Below are 17,069 nucleotides of genomic sequence, written 5' to 3'. Positions count from 1 at the left end.
TTTAATTTAATAAGCTTTCGGGAGTTAAAGTTATGAACTACGCGGAAATTTGTATCATCAAACGTGATGGTAAAAGAGAAGATTTCTCTATCAGTAAGATTAAGAATGCAATCAGTAAGGCATTCAGTGCAACCGGTTTTCAGGATGAGCAGCAGTTGGTGGCTGACATCACTATGAACGTAATCAGTCAGTTTACAACTCCTACTATTACCGTAGAAGAGATTCAGGATTTAGTAGAAAAGTCGTTGATGAAAGTACGCCCGGAAGTAGCGAAGAAATATATTATTTATCGCGAATGGCGGAATACGGAGCGCGATAAGAAAACCCAGATGAAGCAAGTGATGGACGGCATCGTTGCTATCGACAAGAACGATGTCAACTTGAGCAATGCCAACATGAGCAGTCACACGCCTGCCGGCCAGATGATGACGTTCGCTTCCGAAGTAACCAAAGATTATACGTATAAATACTTGTTGCCGAAACGTTTTGCCGAAGCACACCAGTTGGGAGATATTCACATCCACGACTTGGACTATTATCCGACAAAGACGACAACCTGTATCCAATATGATATGGACGACCTCTTTGAACGCGGTTTCCGCACAAAGAACGGCAGTATCCGTACCCCGCAAAGCATCCAGAGTTATGCTACGCTGGCTACCATTATCTTCCAGACGAACCAGAATGAGCAACACGGCGGACAGGCAATTCCTGCTTTCGATTTCTTCATGGCAAAAGGTGTGGCCAAATCTTTCCGCAAGCATCTGGCATCGTTCATCAATTTCTATGTCGCCATGGAAAACGGACATCAGGCCGATGAGAAATCCATTCGCACATTGATTAAAGAATATCTTCCGTCTATCAAGTCCACCGAAGCCGAACGCGAAACATTGCGCATCGCTTTAGTGGCTTTACAAATCATTATAGACAAGGAACACCTTGCCCGTATCGTTGAGAAAGCTTATCAGCAGACCCGCAAAGATACCCATCAGGCAATGGAAGGATTTATCCACAACCTCAACACGATGCATTCACGTGGCGGTAATCAGGTGGTATTCAGCTCCATCAACTACGGTACCGACACTTCTGCAGAAGGTCGCATGGTGATCGAAGAATTGCTGAAAGCTACCATTGAAGGATTGGGCACAAGAGGCGAAGTGCCTGTATTCCCGATCCAGATTTTCAAGGTGAAAGACGGAGTTTCTTACTCGGAGAAAGACTTTGAGAAAGCAATGAAAGCGGAAAACATCGAAGAGGCAATGACTGACCGTTACGAAGCTCCCAACTTCGACTTGCTGTTGAAGGCTTGCCAGACTACGGCGAAAGCGCTGTTCCCGAACTTCATGTTCCTCGACGCACCTTTCAACCAAAACGAGAAATGGAAAGCGGACGATCCGAAACGTTACATCTACGAATTGGCGACGATGGGTTGCCGTACCCGTGTTTTTGAAAACGTGGCAGGAGAAAAATCTTCTTTAGGCCGTGGCAATCTTTCATTCACTACGCTGAATATGCCGAGACTGGCTATCGAAGCCCGCATCAAGGCGGAAAACCTGATAGAGGATGAACGCAACAAGGATGCCATTGAACAGAAGGCAAAAGAAATTTTCATCGAATCCGTACATACTATGTCGGTTCTTGTAGCCGATCAGCTTTACGAGCGTTATCAGTATCAGCGTACGGCCTTGGCACGTCAGTTCCCGTTCATGATGGGAAATAATGTGTGGAAAGGCGGCGGGGATTTGAACCCGAACGAACAGGTGGGTGACGCATTGCGCAGCGGTACGCTGGGAATCGGATTTATCGGCGGACACAATGCGATGGTGGCTCTCTACGGCCAAGGGCACGGACACAACCAGAAAGCATGGGACACGTTGTATGAAGCTGTGATGGAAATGAATAAAGTGGTAAACGAATATAAAGAGAAATATAACCTGAACTACTCCGTTCTGGCTACTCCTGCCGAAGGACTTTCGGGACGCTTCACTAAAATGGATCGTCGGAAATATGGAAAAATCCCCGGAGTGACAGACCGCGACTATTATGTCAACTCTTTCCACGTAGACGTGAAAGAACCGATCAGCATCGTTGAGAAAATCAAGTGTGAAGCTCCGTTCCACGCCATTACGCGCGGCGGACATATCACGTATGTAGAGCTGGACGGTGAAGCACAGAAGAATGTACGTGCCATCGCCAAGATTGTGAAAGTGATGCACGACGAGGGGATCGGCTACGGCTCTATCAACCACCCGGTAGATACTTGCCATAACTGTGGTTACAAGGGGGTTATCTTCGATAAATGTCCGGTGTGCCAGAGTGAAAGCATCCTTCGTATGCGCCGTATAACCGGTTACCTGACAGGCGATTTAAGTTCTTGGAACTCTGCCAAGCGGGCAGAAGAACAAGACCGCGTAAAACACCTGTAAGGAGTTGAAAATGGCCTCACTAATAGGCTTCTATCTTTAATTTTTTAATTTTCAACTTTCAATTTTCAATTTAAGAAGTGAATTTATTAGGAACTTATCCTGAAACGATTGTTGATGGTGAAGGCATCCGGTACTCTATTTATCTTGCCGGATGTTCCCATCACTGTCCCGGTTGCCACAACCCGGAGAGCTGGAATCCGGGGGCGGGGGAAGAACTGACGGAAGAAAAAATACAGTCCATCATCCGTGAAATCAAGGCAAATCCTTTGCTGGACGGTGTTACTTTTTCCGGTGGTGATCCGTTCTTCCGTCCGGAGGAGTTTCTGCCTTTACTGAAACGGGTGAAAGAGGAGACGGGGATGAATGTGTGGTGCTATACAGGATATAGCTACGAAGAAATCAAGGCACACCCCCGCTTGAGCGCTGCCCTTGATTATATAGACGTATTGGTGGACGGACGCTTCGAGCAGGCTCTTTTCTCTCCGTATCTGGAATTCAGGGGAAGCAGCAATCAACGGATCTTGAAACTGAAATAAACTGCACTAAAAAAACTTATTTTTCAAAGGAAACAAAAACACCTCTGTCATTGTTTTGTTTACCTTTACAAATCCCTCCGGGAGGAACGACTACACTTACAAGAATAAGTTTTTATGGTACAATCAATAAATCCAACTCAAAAAATAGAGGAAACTGACGGATTGCCGATGCCTAAACGGATTTGGGCAGTGGTGTCCGTCGGATTCGCTCTTTGTATGTCGGTATTGGATATTAACATCGTCAATATCGTACTACCCACGCTTTCGCATGATTTTGGGACTTCTCCCGCAGTAACAACCTGGATTATCAACGGCTATCAGTTGGCCATCGTCATATCGCTATTGTCTTTTTCCGCTTTAGGTGAAATCATCGGTTACCGGAAAGTCTTTCTTTCGGGTATCGGGCTGTTTTGCATCACTTCATTGATCTGTGCCTTGTCCGATTCGTTTTGGACGCTAACCGTCGCCCGTATTTTTCAGGGGTTCAGTGCTTCTGCCATCACCAGCGTGAATACGGCACAGCTACGTTATATCTATCCGAAGAGCCAGATTGGGCGGGGAATGGGGATTAATGCGATGGTTGTTGCCATATCGGCTGCCGCCGGACCTTCTGTGGCGAGCGGTATTCTTTCTATTGCCAGCTGGCACTGGTTATTTGCTATTAATGTTCCGTTGGGACTTACCGCATTGTTTCTCGGCATCAAACATCTGCCAAGGCAGGAGGAACGTTCGAAACGCAAGTTTGATTATATCAGCGCCATAGCGAATGCGGTAACCTTCGGTCTGCTTATATATACGCTGGACGGATTCGCCCATCACGAGGAAATGGATTTTCTTTTCATCCAACTGGTTGTATTGGCTGTAGTCGGCACGTACTATGTGCGCCGACAACTGGCGCAGACTACCCCGTTACTACCACTCGACCTGTTACGGATTCCGATTTTCCGGTTGTCCATCCTGACTTCCATTTGTTCCTTTATCGCTCAAATGTCGGCAATGGTTTCCCTGCCCTTTTTCCTGCAGAACACTTTAGGACACAGTGAGGTGATGACCGGACTTTTGCTTACTCCGTGGCCGTTGGCTACGCTGGTCACGGCTCCATTGGCAGGGTATCTCGTGGAGCGTATTCACCCCGGTATCTTGGGAAGTATCGGGATGGCTCTGTTTGCCATCGGACTTTTCTCGCTTTCCAGCCTGACTGCCGAATCATCTGATATAAGTATTATCCTGCGTTTGATGTTATGCGGTGCGGGCTTCGGATTGTTTCAGACGCCGAACAATAGCACGATTATCTCTTCCGCTCCTACGCAGCGTTCGGGAGGGGCCAGTGGGATGCTGGGAATGGCCCGCCTGTTGGGGCAGACCACCGGAACAACATTGGTTGCATTGCTTTTCAGCTTTGTCACTCATAGCCGGAGCACGGCTGTTTGCCTGATGGTGGGGAGTGGGTTTGCCGTTGTGGCAGCCATCGTCAGTAGCTTGAGGCTATCGCAGCCTTCCACCCTGAAAAGAAAATAATGAAGTCCTGAAAGAGGATTAAGTCTTTCAGAACTTCGCAGGAACATCATACAACATATTAGTAAGTAATCATTCAAGATGAACTTGAAAGATTTGACTTTCTAGTATTTCGTTTCCCGTATGACTTCTACCAGACGGCGGAAGTCTTCCGGATGCACATCACCGATGTTGCCGATACGGAAGGTATCTGCTTTTGAAATCTTTCCCGGGTAAATCACGAATCCTTTATTTTTCAGTGCATAATAGAATGTTTTGAAGTCGAATCCTTCATGCGGATAAAGGAAAGAAGTGATGATAGGCGACTGGATGTCATCTTCGAGTAATGTTGTGAATCCGAGTGCACGCATACCTTCCACCAAAATACGGTGATTTTCGCAGTAACGTTGGTAACGTGCTTCTACGTCTCCTTCTTCAATCAATTCCGTCAGGGCTTGTTTGAAAGCACGAACAACATGTGTCGGTGAAGTGAAGCGCCATTTTCCGTGTCCCTTTTCCATTGTTTCCCATTGGTCGTAGATGTCCAGAGAAAGAGAGCGTGCCACTCCTTTGCAATGGTTTAATTCCGAACGGCGGGCGATGATGAATCCGAATCCCGGTACACCCTGAATACACTTGTTGGAACTGCTGATCAGGAAGTCGATACCGAGTTCGTTTACATCTAAGGGGATACCTCCGAAGCTGCTCATACAGTCTACAATCAGCTTTTTACCGTGCATCTTGACGATGTGGGATAGTTCTTTGATCGGATTCAGGATACCGGTCGTTGTTTCGCAATGAACGAAAGCGACATGTGTGATATCGGAATTATTGCTAAGATAATCGTCTACATATTCAACTGATACCTGCTCTGTTTCTTCAAAAGCCAGCATGTCGTAGTCGAGGTGGTAATATTCTGCAATGTTGCCCATACGGTCGCCATAGGCTCCGTTGCTACAAATCAGGAGTTTGTCTTTCGGGGTGATGGTGGCGCCCAAAACGGCTTCCACGCAATAGGTTCCGCTTCCCTGTAAAAGGATGGAGGTGTATTCTTCCGGTTTTTTAGTGGCGATGTTAACCAGGTCTTTGCGGAGTTCCTGAACGATGCCGAGGTTGTAGTCTTCGTCCCACGTACACCAGTCGGTCATCATGGCTTCTTTTACTGTTTCAGAGGTGGTTAGAGGTCCGGGAGTTAATAACAAATATGGTTTCATAATGATGTTTTCTTTAGAAATGAATAAATAAATGATTTTGTTTTTTTCTGATTGTTGGGTGCGGGCGTGAATGTTAGTTGCCGGCGTTGATCGTTTCAATCAGTGCGGGAAGTTCTTCGATAGTGCGTATCACGTAAGAAGCTCCTGCGGCAAGCATGCGCTCTTTGACGTCTGCGATGCGGGCTTCGAGTTCGGAGGCAGGCATTGATTTTGTCTCTGCTTCGGTAAGTGCCATCTCATTGCTGCCGAGAATCACGCCTACACTATACACTTTCGCGTTCACTCCTTCGCGGATATCGGCAATCGTGTCGCCTACTTTTATAACGGTGTCGAGGCTGGGAACTGCTAATTTCGTCAGGTTCTCAAAAATCATGTAAGGAGCGGGACGTCCGGCGGGAAGCAGGTTGGGAGTGGCGCAATAATCCACGTGATATCCTTTTGCCTGTGCGGCGGGGAGGACTACATCCATCATTTCGCGGGTATAGCCGGTGGTCGATCCTATTTTAATACCTGCGGCACGTAACTTCTCCAAAGTCGGGATTACTCCCGGAATAGGGTCTGTGTAGTTTTCGAGAGAGGCGAAGAGATGCTTCTCGAAAAGGCGGTTCAGTTCTACCACGTCTTCTTCCGTCCAGGCGCGTTGGTAACGGGCGGTAAACTGTTCGTTCACGTCAGACATGGAAAGTAGTTCGCGGATGTGTTGAATCTTGGGTAGTCCCATTGGTTTGCGGGTCTGTACAACATCGATCACCAGTCCTTTTTCGGCGAATGCTTCGATAAAAGCAGCTACGGGGGCAAAACATCCATAGTCAACGGCTGTACCAGCCCAGTCCATAATAATACATTCAATCTTTTTCATTCTTGTTTCTATATAATATTGGTTTATTCGTCGGAAATTAATAAGAAGCGAGGGAGGGGACGGGGCAGGATTCGTTCCCGCGTATTTCACCCTGTTTCCCTTTTCTGTATTTTTGTGTCAGATAAATCATTGCTAAGGTAAATGCGAAGGTGCAGACGATTCCTACTGTCCCTGCCATTGTATTGTAGAACTCCAGCCAGTTCAAATCTGGGTTGAAACATTCTTTCACTACCAATACCACCACTGTGCCTGTGTAGCCGATAGAGTCGACCATCGCTATGAAGAAACCTACATTTCCCTTGATGCGGAAACAGGCGATGAAGCGGTCGAAGAAAATGGTTTGAAAGCTCAAGTAGGAAAAATAGAGGCAGAGGCTCTGGATAAATAACCAAACGAGCGGAGAAAGTTGCAGGGTGTGATAGTTGAATGCTACAGTACTAAGTGTGATTGCTCCGGCAATGACAAGGGTTAATAGGACGGAAAGTACTTTGATATGGCTTTTTATTACTGCCAGAGTGGCGAAAATGGCCAGGATAATCAGTGTGACCACGCCGTCCACTTTGGCGAATACCCACGGGGAAAGTCCGGCGGCATTGACGTCTATGATTTTCACCAGAAAGTCTTCCTTGACATCTTGCAAAACGGTGAGAAAGAGGTTGGCGAAGAAAAGCAGTGTCAATACGGGAGCAAAGCTGCGGAACAGGTTCCAACGTTGTTGCTTGTCGAGGGTGACACGTTCCACACGCAGCGCTTTGTCTTCGGCAGTCGGTTTGGGCAGGTGATCGAGGATATAGCCCAGTCCTGCCAGCAGGGGCAATGCTACCGCACCGATCAGTGCAGGCATCCAGAACTCACTGACGTGCAGGGTGTCGACAACGAAAAGTCCGATGGATTTGGCTGTGCCGCTACTGACTGCGATACTGAGTCCGAAGAGGGAAGCGAGCAGATCCGTCACCCGGCGTCCTTCGAGGAAACTGAAGATGACTCCCCACATACAGCCAAGTGACAGTCCGTTGAAGAACAACGCCAACACATTGAACGGGCGGGGCAGGCATCCGAAAAGAACCAAAGAGAGTTCGGCCACTAAAATAGAAACAAGAATGAATTTCAGGCGGCCTTCTCTCTTCAGTTCGGAAATAAGTTTGATCCCGATAAACTTGGATACCATATATCCGAATATCTGGATGATGCTGGTGGCTATCTTATAGTCCATACCAAATAGTTCCATGCCGTCGAATGTGGCGGCGGTGAACGGTTTGCGTAGTGCGTAGACTAATGAATAGGACAGCAGTGCCGCTCCTCCCGCATAAAGGATAAAGAGTAAATCGGAAAGTTTCTTTTGGGCCGAAGGCGACAGTTTTTCTTTGAAATTCATAATGCTATTTTTTTTGTTTCCGGTGCAAAAGTAGGGTGCCGGAACGAGTGAAAAAATGAATTTCAATGAATCATATTGTATATATGTGCCTTTCTGTGTACTGAAATATTAATGTAATATTCATGCAATACAAACATAATACTTTAGTCATTCCTTTGCAACGGAATCAATTAATAGACCGAAAAATCATGGACGAACTTACGGATATTTATAAAAGAATAGAGTACCTGCGCAACAACGGGGTGAAGATGAAAGAAATTGCCGACCGGGTGGATATGGCTCCGAGTGTGTTGTCTGCTTTGTATTCGAGTGTGCTTCCCGCTTATATCGACTTATTGAAAACACGTACACCGGACGAGGCGCTGGATGAGGCTTTGGCGCTGGTGAATAATGTTTCTAAGAAACGCTTATTAAATAATGTGGGATCGGTGAGGCTGTTGCTTCAGGAGATGGAACCGGACGTGCAGAGCGAGGCGGAGAGTGGCAACTCTTTTATCAAGTTGCTGGGGAAGGAGGCGAAGGAGTCTGTGCAGGAGGTGTATAATTATAGCGGTATGTATCTTAGTTACAGTTTGTCGTCTTCTACGGATAGCCTGAAGATCGAGCCGTACATGATTGGTGCTTCCGAGAATAATGAGTATGTGAAAGTGGGGATGATTAATGCGTATAAGTCGGTGCATTGGGGGAGCGGGATTATCAGTAATCATCAGAACTCTTACCTGATGTTCAACGAAAGGGATTTGCCACAGTTTGCGCTGGTGACTATTTACCTGCAACTTCCGCATTATGAGTTTCCGAATATGCTGAAAGGGCTTTATCTCTGTCTGGACTACAATCATAATCCGATTGCGCGTCGTATTGTGTTGGTGAAACAGTCGGATAGTACGGATGTTAATCAGTTTCTGGAGATGGAAGGGTGTCTGGTTCCGCGGGCGGAATTGACTCCGGAATTGGAGGTGTACTATAATTATACGTGTCAGGAGGGGGATTATATCAAAACGTGCACGGTACCTTCACCTAAGTTGGATGAGACGGATTTGGAGAGAGAGAAGAAGATGTTGAAGATTTAAAGACAAACAACAATAAAAAAAGAGCTGTCAAAACATCTGCATTGATATAATTTAGGCACGGATTACACAGATTTCGCGGTCTTTTTTAAACTAAAACCGTGTAATCTGTGTAATCCGTGCCTAAATTATATTCCTCTTATTCTTTGTGTATACTTTCTATTGTTGCGCTCACTAGAAGAAGAATCGCAAAATATCATTGAAGTTAGCCCATATCAACAGACCGAAGAGTAGAATCATACCGGTCATCTGGGCGTATTCCATAAACTTGTCGCTCGGTTTGCGGCGTGCTATCATCTCGTAGAAGAGGAAGAGCACGTGTCCACCGTCTAATGCGGGGATAGGGAGGATGTTCATGAAAGCCAGAATGATGGAAAGGAAGGCTGTCATATACCAGAACTGATGCCAGTCCCAGGTAGCGGGGAAGATGCTGCCGATCGTTCCGAAGCCGCCTAGCTGTTTGGCTCCTTCTTTCGAGAAGAGGTATTTCATGTTTCCTACATAGCCTTTCAGGGTTTTCACACCGAGGGAGACACCTGCGGGGAAGGATTCAAAAAAGGCATATTCTTTTTTTACCATAGGGAGCAGACGGTCTGTGACGAGACAGGCGGTTACACCCATCAGGTAGGCGGAGTCTACACGCATACTTAGTGTGTCTGTTGCACCGTTACGCACATAAGTCAGCGTGATTAGGCGCGGATCTATGCTGTCTTTGAGCAGGGTTGCTTCGTTTTTCTTACGTTCTGCCATCGCTTCTTTAAAGTCGGAGAAAGAGATGGGGGTTCCGTTCAGGGCGATGATGCTGTCACCTGCCTGGATTCCTGCTTGTGCGGCAGGAGAGTTCACCATTACGCTGTCTATAACGTACGGGAAACGGTAAGAGGCGAAACGGACGCTGTCTGCCAAGAGGCGTTGCATCAGGTCTTCCGGAATATAGACGGAGGCTTTTGCTCCGTTACGGATGACGCTTACTTCGCGTGCATCGGCAATCTGGCTCAACATGTCGCCGTCATAACGTTCGAAAGGAACACCGTCGGCAGAAAGGAGGATATCACCGTCCTGGAAACCTACCGCTTTGGCGGTCTCGTTGAATTCCATACCCAGAGGAGCTTCCTGTACCTTTATATACTGGTCGCCCCATGCAAAAAGAATCATGGAGTAGATGAACAGTGCCAACAGGAAGTTGAACAGTACGCCACCCACCATGATTAGCAGACGTTGCCACGCCGGCTTGGAGCGGAACTCCCACGGTTGTTCGGGTTGTTTCATCTGCTCGGTATCCATTGACTCATCAATCATACCGGCTATCTTGACGTAACCGCCCAATGGCAACCAACCTACTGCATACTCTGTGTCACTTTTCTTGGGTTTGAACTTAAAAAGGGTGAACCAAGGGTCAAAAAATAGGCAGAATTTTTCTACACGCACCTTAAACAAACGGGCAAAAAGAAAATGCCCGCCTTCATGAATGATAACGAGCAAGGATAAGCTCATAATCAATTGCAGGGCACGAATCAAAAATGTTTCCATATAGTCTATTTACAGTTTAAAGCCTTCAACGAATTCTCTACCGAAGAGAGGATATAAAGGCTATTTTCAATTTATATTAATACTAATCAATTTCTTTATTTTCTTTGTTCATCAATGGGATGAAGCGGATTATATCAGACTGGCTGCTATTTTCCTTGCTTCCGCATCCGTAGCTACATAATCATCGTATGTCGGATTGGCGATGAAGGTAGCCCGTTCCATTGTTTTCTCTATCACGTCGCTCATGCCGAGGAAGCTGATGCCGTCTTTCAGGAAAGAGGCTACCACTACTTCATTGGCAGCATTGACGATACAGGGCATATTCCCTCCGCGATACATCGCTTCGTAGGCGAGTGCCAGGTTGCGGAACCGTTTCGTATCGGGTTGCTCAAACGTCAGGTTCGTGCATTGGGAGAAATCGAGCCTGTCGAAAGAAGAACTGATACGGTCGGGATAAGAGAATGCGTACTGGATGGGCAGGCGCATATCTGGCATCCCAAGTTGTGCCTTGACAGCTCCGTCTTCAAACTGCACCATCGAGTGGATGACTGATTGCGGATGTACCACCACTTCGATCTGGCTGGGCTGCACACCGAACAACCATTTAGCTTCGATCACTTCAAAACCTTTATTCATCATGGAAGCGGAGTCGATTGTTATTTTTGCTCCCATTTCCCAGTTGGGGTGTTTCAAGGCTTGCGTCTTTGTGACGGATTTCAGCTGTTCCAAGGTGCAAGTGCGGAACGGACCTCCGGAGGCTGTCAATATCACTTTCTCAATCGGGTTGCCCACTTCTCCTGCTAAACACTGAAAAACAGCAGAGTGTTCAGAGTCTACCGGCAGAATCGGAGTGCGATATTGTTGTGCCAACTGATTAATCAGTTCACCCGCTACTACCAATGTTTCTTTATTGGCCAACGCAATCGCTTTCTTGGCGCGGATGGCGTTGATGGTTGGTTTTAGTCCGGCATAACCGACCATGGCTGTCAACACCATGTCGATGGAACCTGCTTCTACAATCTGACAGATAGCGTCTGTGCCTGCGTACACTTTGATGGGCAGGTCGCTCAATGCTTCTTTCAGTTCGGAATACTTTTCTTCGTTGGCTATCACTACCACTTCCGGCTGGAACTTCCGTGCCTGGGCAATCAGTAGTTCCACGCGGTTGTTGGCTGTCAGCGCATAGGCTTCGTACAGGTCGGGATGTTCCTCGATGACTTGCAGAGCCTGTGTCCCGATGGAGCCTGTTGAACCTAGGATAGCTATTTGTTTTTTCTTTTTGTTAGTCTCTATATTCATTTTTCTATTATCACTTAAAATACGATGTATTTTTCGGGATTTACCGGATGACCTTTATACCAAAGTTCGAAATGGAGGTGCGGCCCTGTACTAAGTGTGCCGCTGTTTCCTACCAGAGCGATGGCTTCGCCTCCTTTTACGCGTTCACCTTCCTTTTTCAGGAGGGAGCCGCAGTGTTTATAGATTGAAATTAAATCCTGGTTATGTTGTACGCCAATCAGGTAACCCGTTTCGGCGGTGTATGTGCTTAGGATGACGGTTCCGTCCATGGTTGCCAGTATGCTTTCGTTGGGATTGGCGGCGATGTCGGTGCCGTAATGTTTCTTTTCGGCATTGAAGTGGTCGGACACCATGCCTCGTGTCGGACGGTATAAAATAAGTCCGGTCACATCCGGTTGGGAAGTGATGGAGGTCAGGTTATATTTTTCATTCTCTTCATACTGACGGCGGAATTCTTCTTCACGTTTGGTACGTTCCATCAGTGTGTCTTCGCGGGCAGCGGTCAGCGAATCGAGAGTCTGCACGCTGTCGATGGGTACTTTTCCACTGAAGATATCCTGAATGTTCATAATGTAAAGATTCTGCTTGTTGAGCACTTGTTGCAAAGAGTCTACACGCAGGGCATTGTCCACGATTTGTGTACGGACTTCACTGTTCATGTATCCGGGGAGGTAGTTGCGCAGCGGGGTGAAGGTGATGATGCAGGAAGCAATCAGGAAAAGCACTGCCAGCACGCAAAGTAATACGGAAAGTCCATTGAGCTTGGATACACGAAGTCCGACAATTTCTTCAAGTGTATTTTCATTAACGATCGTTAGTTTATACTTGAACTTGAAATTTTTCCAGAAAGCTTTACTTCGTCTTCTCTTTGGCATCTCGGGTATTTACTGTTTTTACGATTTACTATTTACTATTTTCAGTGGATGAGCGGCTCATCGTTTGATTCGTTCTCACCGGTCATCTTCCAATTCCTCCAGATTGAGCAACCCTTCGGGAAGTTCCACCGTGATGAGTTTCTGTTTCTGGTCTATTCCTACGATAAATTCCTCCTGGGCGGGAACGAGCAGTTCCTCTTCTTCCGCTCCTTCAACCACGAAAAGGGTGTTTACCGTAGTGGTATCTACGTCTATTACTTCTCCCAGAAGTCCGTGATGGATGTCTTCCATCCGGAAACCGATGAATAAGTTCCAGGACAGTTCGCCGTCTTCCGCTTCTTCTGCGTGTTTCACAGGGAAGTAGACTTCAATGTTGGTGAACATTCGGGCACGTTCGGCACTGTCGACTCCTTCCAGTTTTACCAAGGCGGTGGAGTCTGAACGGAAACGGTATTCTTCGATGAAGAAAGGCACGAAGATGCCATCGAGCAGGCATATCAGGTAATCACAGTCGACACGGTCGAAAATGTCGTCCGTGAAGGTAAACTGCAATTCGCCGTGAATGCCGTGCGGTTTATTGAACAATCCTATCTTGTATACTTCTTCTTTCTTTATCATATCCGGGTGATTCTGGCTCCGATAGCGTTCAGACGTCCTTCGATGTTCTGATAACCACGGTCTATCTGTTCGATGTTACTAATGGTACTGGTTCCTTCGGCGCTCATGGCAGCAATCAGAAGGGCGATACCGGCACGTATATCCGGTGAGGTCAGGCGGGTACCGCGCAGCTTGAAGCCGTGGTTGTGTCCGATGACTACGGCGCGGTGAGGGTCGCAGAGAATGATCTGTGCACCCATGTCGATCAGCTTGTCCACAAAGAACAGGCGGCTTTCGAACATTTTCTGATGAATCAGTACGCTGCCTTTGGCTTGTGTGGCTACAACGAGCATTACACTTAGCAAGTCGGGAGTCAGTCCCGGCCAGGTAGCGTCGGCTATCGTCATGATGGAGCCGTCGATAAATGATTCTATCTGGTATGTTTCCTGTGCGGGAACGTAAATATCGTCTCCTCTCTGTTCGAGCTTGATGCCCAGGCGGCGGAAGCTCTCGGGGATGATTCCAAGATTCTCGTAAGAAACATTCTTGATGGTAATTTCGCTTTTCGTCATTGCCGCCATGCCGATGAAACTGCCGACTTCAATCATGTCAGGCAGTACGGTGTGTTGCGTGCCGTGCAGCTCTTCCACACCTTCGATGGTGAGCAGGTTGGATGCGATACCGCTGATTTTGGCTCCCATCCGGTTGAGTAACCGGCAGAGTTGTTGCACGTAAGGTTCGCAAGCGGCATTATAAATAGTGGTAGTACCTTTAGCAAGCACGGCAGCCATGACGATGTTGGCTGTTCCGGTGACAGATGCTTCGTCCAGTAACATATAGCTTCCCTGAAGTCTGTCGGCCGTTATTTCGTAGATACCCCGCCCTTCGTCGTAGCGGAAGTCCGCCCCTAAATTCTGAATACCTACAAAGTGAGTGTCCAAACGGCGGCGACCGATTTTATCTCCTCCCGGCTTGGAAATCAATGCCTTGCCGAAACGTGCCACCATGGGACCTATAAGCATCACAGAGCCTCGCAGACTGGAACATTTCTTCAGGAATTCATCGCTTTCCAGATAAGCCAGGTCTACATTTTCTGCTTTAAAACTATAAGAATCAATGCCTTTCTTTGCAACCGTTACTCCCATCTCCCGCAAGAGCTGAATCAGGTTGTTGACATCAAGAATGTCAGGTATATTGTTCACCGTTACTTCCTCTGCAGTCAGCAACGTGGCACAGATTATCTGCAAAACTTCGTTTTTAGCTCCTTGCGGATGAATTTCTCCGCAAAGCCGATGTCCTCCCTCAATCACAAATGAAGCCATTAATTTTAAGTATTAAGTATCAAGTATTAAACACCAATTATCAATTTTAAGTATCAAGTATTAAGTATCAAGTCTCAAACGCCAATAAGCAACCTCGATTAATACTTAATACCTAATACTTATTTTAATATCTTCTCTTATTGTTCTGACGATTGTTGGTATAGTTCGTCTTCGGACGGTAGTTCTGGTTCAGGCGTTCTGCCATCAGCCGGACGATATCGTCGGTCATTTGGAGTTCCCCGTTGGACAGTTCGTACAGGTCTTCGGCAATTTTTTTGTCGTCCACTGTATCTTTGTTCCATGCCAGGTAATCCTTCTTCATGTGGTTGCAGATAAGGGCGATCAGGTTTCTCTTTTCGTTTCCTTCGGGGAATTCGATCGCTTTCTTTATCAGTATTTCCAGCGTATGTCCGTAGTGACGGTAACGCATACGGGCAGTGGAGTAGGGGATATGGTCCGGGCGGGTCACCAGATTGTCCTTGCGGATGATTTCATACGGATAGTCAATATCCAGCTCAAAACCGGACATGATAGCCAGGTGGTCCCAAAGCTTGTGCTTGAAATCGGGTACATCACGCAAATGGGGGAACATATTTCCCATAATGTTGATGATGGTGTTGGCACAACGCTGACGTTCTGCACGATCCTGAATGGTCAACGCATAATCTACCATGTTCTGGATGCTACGTCCGTATTCGGGAAGCGGCATTCTTTTCTGTTGAGTATTGTATTGCATTTATTAAATAAAAATTGAGAATTAAAAATTAAAAAATTAAAGAAGTTTTTTCGGCATGGAGGCAACGAATTCTTTCAGGTAGAAAGGTTCGAAGTAAGCCACGTCTTTATAGTCTTCATCGGCCACTGCTTTTTCTGCCAGTGGGAACATCATTTTAGCCAACGGATGGATATTGTCGATAAAATGTGCGTTCGGATGCGTAATCTGTCCGCGGCATTTGTCGGCTCCGTTTCCAAAGAAATAAACCGGTTGTTCGTTCAAGTACTCCAGATAAGAGTTCTCATCTACGATGTCGGCGGCAACTGCACGTTTCACTTGTAGACGACGGTCATAAACGGCTGCATATACTTCCATGCGGCGGGCGTCGATCATCGGACAAAGCAAAGCATTTTCGGGCAAGTCGTGATACAACAGCACCGGAACACTCAATACTTCCAGCGTCGGGATACCGATTAAGGGGATATTGCGCCCGTAACAAACTCCTTTCGCCATAGAAACCCCGATTCGGAGCCCGGTGTACGAACCCGGTCCGCAGCTCACTGCAACGGCATCCAAAGGGATGGCATGACTGTCTATGAACGACAATGCTTCATCTACAAAAACTCCTAAAGACACGGCGTGTGAAGGGCCTTTCAAGTCTTCTTTCACAAAAATCGTCTGTCCGTCTTGACTGGCCGCTACCGAGCAAACAGAGGTAGAGGTTTCAATATTCAGTATACACGACATAAAAATCAGCTTATTAAATTGTCGCAAATTTACATGATTATTTCCAATTCTTAAAATATTCGTGTACTTTTGCACAAAACTTTAAGGTTATGATACAGTCTATGACAGGATACGGTAAAGCTACGGCCGAACTTCCTGATAAAAAAATAAATGTAGAAATCAAGTCGCTCAACAGCAAGGCAATGGATTTGTCCACTCGCATCGCTCCGGCGTATCGTGAAAAAGAGATTGAAATCCGTAATGAGATTTCTAAAGTTCTGGAACGTGGAAAAGCTGACTTCAGCCTGTGGATAGAGAAGAAGGAGGGCGCGGATGCTGCTCCCATCAATAAGGAGCTGCTGAAAAGTTATTATAGCCAGTTGGATTCGATAAGTCGCGAACTGGGGATTCCTTGTCCCGCACCGGAAGACTGGCTCCAACTATTACTCCGCATGCCGGACGTGATGACGAAAACGGAAATTCAGGAACTGACGGAAGAGGAATGGAGCGTGGTGCACGCTACCATACTTGAAGCCATCAGTCATTTGGTTGATTTCCGCAAACAGGAGGGGGCTGCATTGGAGAAGAAGTTCCGTGAGAAGATTGCCAACATCAACAGCTTGCTCGAACAGATTGCTCCTTACGAGAAAGAACGTGTAGAGAAAGTGAAGGAACGCATCACTGATGCTCTCGAAAAGACGTTAAGCGTAGACTATGACAAGAATCGTCTGGAACAGGAGTTGATTTACTACATCGAAAAGCTGGATGTCAACGAAGAAAAACAACGCCTTAGCAACCATCTGAAATATTTCATCAGTACGATGGAAGGGGTAGCGGACAAGGTAAAAAGCTTGGTTTTATCGCCCAGGAAATGGGTCGGGAGATCAATACGTTAGGCAGCAAGTCCAATCATGCTGAAATGCAGAAGATCGTAGTTCAGATGAAGGATGAACTGGAACAGATTAAGGAACAGGTGCTGAACGTGATGTAAAACAGTATCTATCATTTTTAATTCTTAATTCTTCATTAAACTT

Annotated in this window: 14 protein-coding genes and 1 pseudogene; 5 read left to right on the top strand and 10 right to left on the bottom strand. The window is 46.7% G+C overall.

Features of this window, described 5'->3' with window-relative positions; translation table 11 throughout:
- The first annotated feature begins 32 nt into the window (after positions 1–32).
- The 3 genes from NXX38_RS25520 to NXX38_RS25510 all read left to right on the top strand — a co-directional run bounded on the left by NXX38_RS25520 (position 33) and on the right by NXX38_RS25510 (position 4,480).
- Positions 33–2,426 carry an anaerobic ribonucleoside triphosphate reductase gene (locus tag NXX38_RS25520; protein WP_148365064.1) on the top strand — a complete coding sequence of 798 codons (2,394 nt, stop codon included), beginning with the start codon at positions 33–35 and terminating at the stop codon, positions 2,424–2,426.
- Between the two features lie 77 nt (positions 2,427–2,503).
- Entirely contained in the window at positions 2,504–2,962 is a 459-nt protein-coding gene (nrdG, locus tag NXX38_RS25515; RefSeq protein WP_148365063.1) for an anaerobic ribonucleoside-triphosphate reductase activating protein, read from the top strand.
- A 114-nt stretch (positions 2,963–3,076) separates the two neighbouring features.
- Positions 3,077–4,480 (top strand): MFS transporter, encoded by a 1,404-nt coding sequence (locus tag NXX38_RS25510; RefSeq protein WP_148365062.1) that lies wholly within the window; start codon positions 3,077–3,079, stop codon positions 4,478–4,480.
- A 101-nt stretch (positions 4,481–4,581) separates the two neighbouring features.
- Here the strand turns inward: NXX38_RS25510 and NXX38_RS25505 are convergent, their stop codons facing one another.
- From NXX38_RS25505 to NXX38_RS25495, 3 genes are all read right to left on the bottom strand, one after another.
- The gene (locus NXX38_RS25505) at positions 4,582–5,670 is read right to left on the bottom strand and encodes a 2-aminoethylphosphonate--pyruvate transaminase (protein WP_258981599.1); all 1,089 of its coding nucleotides are present in this window, start codon (positions 5,668–5,670) and stop codon (positions 4,582–4,584) included.
- Positions 5,671–5,743: 73 nt separating this feature from the next.
- A complete protein-coding gene (phnX, locus tag NXX38_RS25500) occupies positions 5,744–6,529 on the bottom strand; it encodes a phosphonoacetaldehyde hydrolase (RefSeq protein WP_148365060.1) in 786 nt (261 codons plus the stop codon).
- A 37-nt stretch (positions 6,530–6,566) separates the two neighbouring features.
- Entirely contained in the window at positions 6,567–7,904 is a 1,338-nt protein-coding gene (locus NXX38_RS25495; RefSeq protein WP_195650045.1) for a DUF5690 family protein, read from the bottom strand.
- Positions 7,905–8,092: 188 nt separating this feature from the next.
- On the opposite strand from NXX38_RS25495, the gene NXX38_RS25490 reads away from it, so the two are divergent.
- The gene (locus NXX38_RS25490) at positions 8,093–8,974 is read left to right on the top strand and encodes a hypothetical protein (protein ID WP_148365058.1); all 882 of its coding nucleotides are present in this window, start codon (positions 8,093–8,095) and stop codon (positions 8,972–8,974) included.
- A gap of 171 nt (positions 8,975–9,145) precedes the next feature.
- Here the strand turns inward: NXX38_RS25490 and rseP are convergent, their stop codons facing one another.
- The 7 genes from rseP to tsaB form a co-directional block, all read right to left on the bottom strand.
- Positions 9,146–10,501 carry an RIP metalloprotease RseP gene (gene rseP, locus NXX38_RS25485; protein WP_148365057.1) on the bottom strand — a complete coding sequence of 452 codons (1,356 nt, stop codon included), beginning with the start codon at positions 10,499–10,501 and terminating at the stop codon, positions 9,146–9,148.
- Positions 10,502–10,630: 129 nt separating this feature from the next.
- Positions 10,631–11,800 carry a 1-deoxy-D-xylulose-5-phosphate reductoisomerase gene (locus NXX38_RS25480; protein WP_258981594.1) on the bottom strand — a complete coding sequence of 390 codons (1,170 nt, stop codon included), beginning with the start codon at positions 11,798–11,800 and terminating at the stop codon, positions 10,631–10,633.
- A gap of 14 nt (positions 11,801–11,814) precedes the next feature.
- Positions 11,815–12,675 (bottom strand): M23 family metallopeptidase, encoded by an 861-nt coding sequence (locus tag NXX38_RS25475; protein WP_258981593.1) that lies wholly within the window; start codon positions 12,673–12,675, stop codon positions 11,815–11,817.
- Positions 12,676–12,750: 75 nt separating this feature from the next.
- Complete coding sequence (rimM, locus tag NXX38_RS25470) at positions 12,751–13,293, bottom strand: ribosome maturation factor RimM (RefSeq protein WP_258981592.1); 543 nt, start codon at positions 13,291–13,293, stop codon at positions 12,751–12,753.
- Positions 13,290–14,594, bottom strand: coding sequence for a UDP-N-acetylglucosamine 1-carboxyvinyltransferase (murA, locus tag NXX38_RS25465; RefSeq protein WP_004306881.1), 1,305 nt, complete (start codon positions 14,592–14,594; stop codon positions 13,290–13,292). The genes rimM and murA overlap by 4 nt, the downstream gene beginning before the upstream one ends.
- 124 nt (positions 14,595–14,718) lie before the next feature.
- Positions 14,719–15,330, bottom strand: a complete 612-nt coding sequence (locus tag NXX38_RS25460) for a DUF4290 domain-containing protein (protein ID WP_148365055.1) — start codon at positions 15,328–15,330, stop codon at positions 14,719–14,721.
- 36 nt (positions 15,331–15,366) lie between these two features.
- Positions 15,367–16,056 (bottom strand): tRNA (adenosine(37)-N6)-threonylcarbamoyltransferase complex dimerization subunit type 1 TsaB, encoded by a 690-nt coding sequence (tsaB, locus tag NXX38_RS25455; protein WP_148365054.1) that lies wholly within the window; start codon positions 16,054–16,056, stop codon positions 15,367–15,369.
- 89 nt (positions 16,057–16,145) lie between these two features.
- Between tsaB and NXX38_RS25450 the strand changes: the two are divergent.
- Positions 16,146–17,026, top strand: a pseudogene (locus tag NXX38_RS25450) (YicC/YloC family endoribonuclease).
- Positions 17,027–17,069: the final 43 nt, after the last annotated feature.

The organism is Bacteroides sp. BFG-637, assembly GCF_024793605.1.
Taxonomy (GTDB): Bacteria; Bacteroidota; Bacteroidia; order Bacteroidales; family Bacteroidaceae; genus Bacteroides; species Bacteroides vicugnae.
Note: the sequence above shows the minus strand (reverse complement) of the source record. Positions and strands in the feature narration are given on the sequence as shown.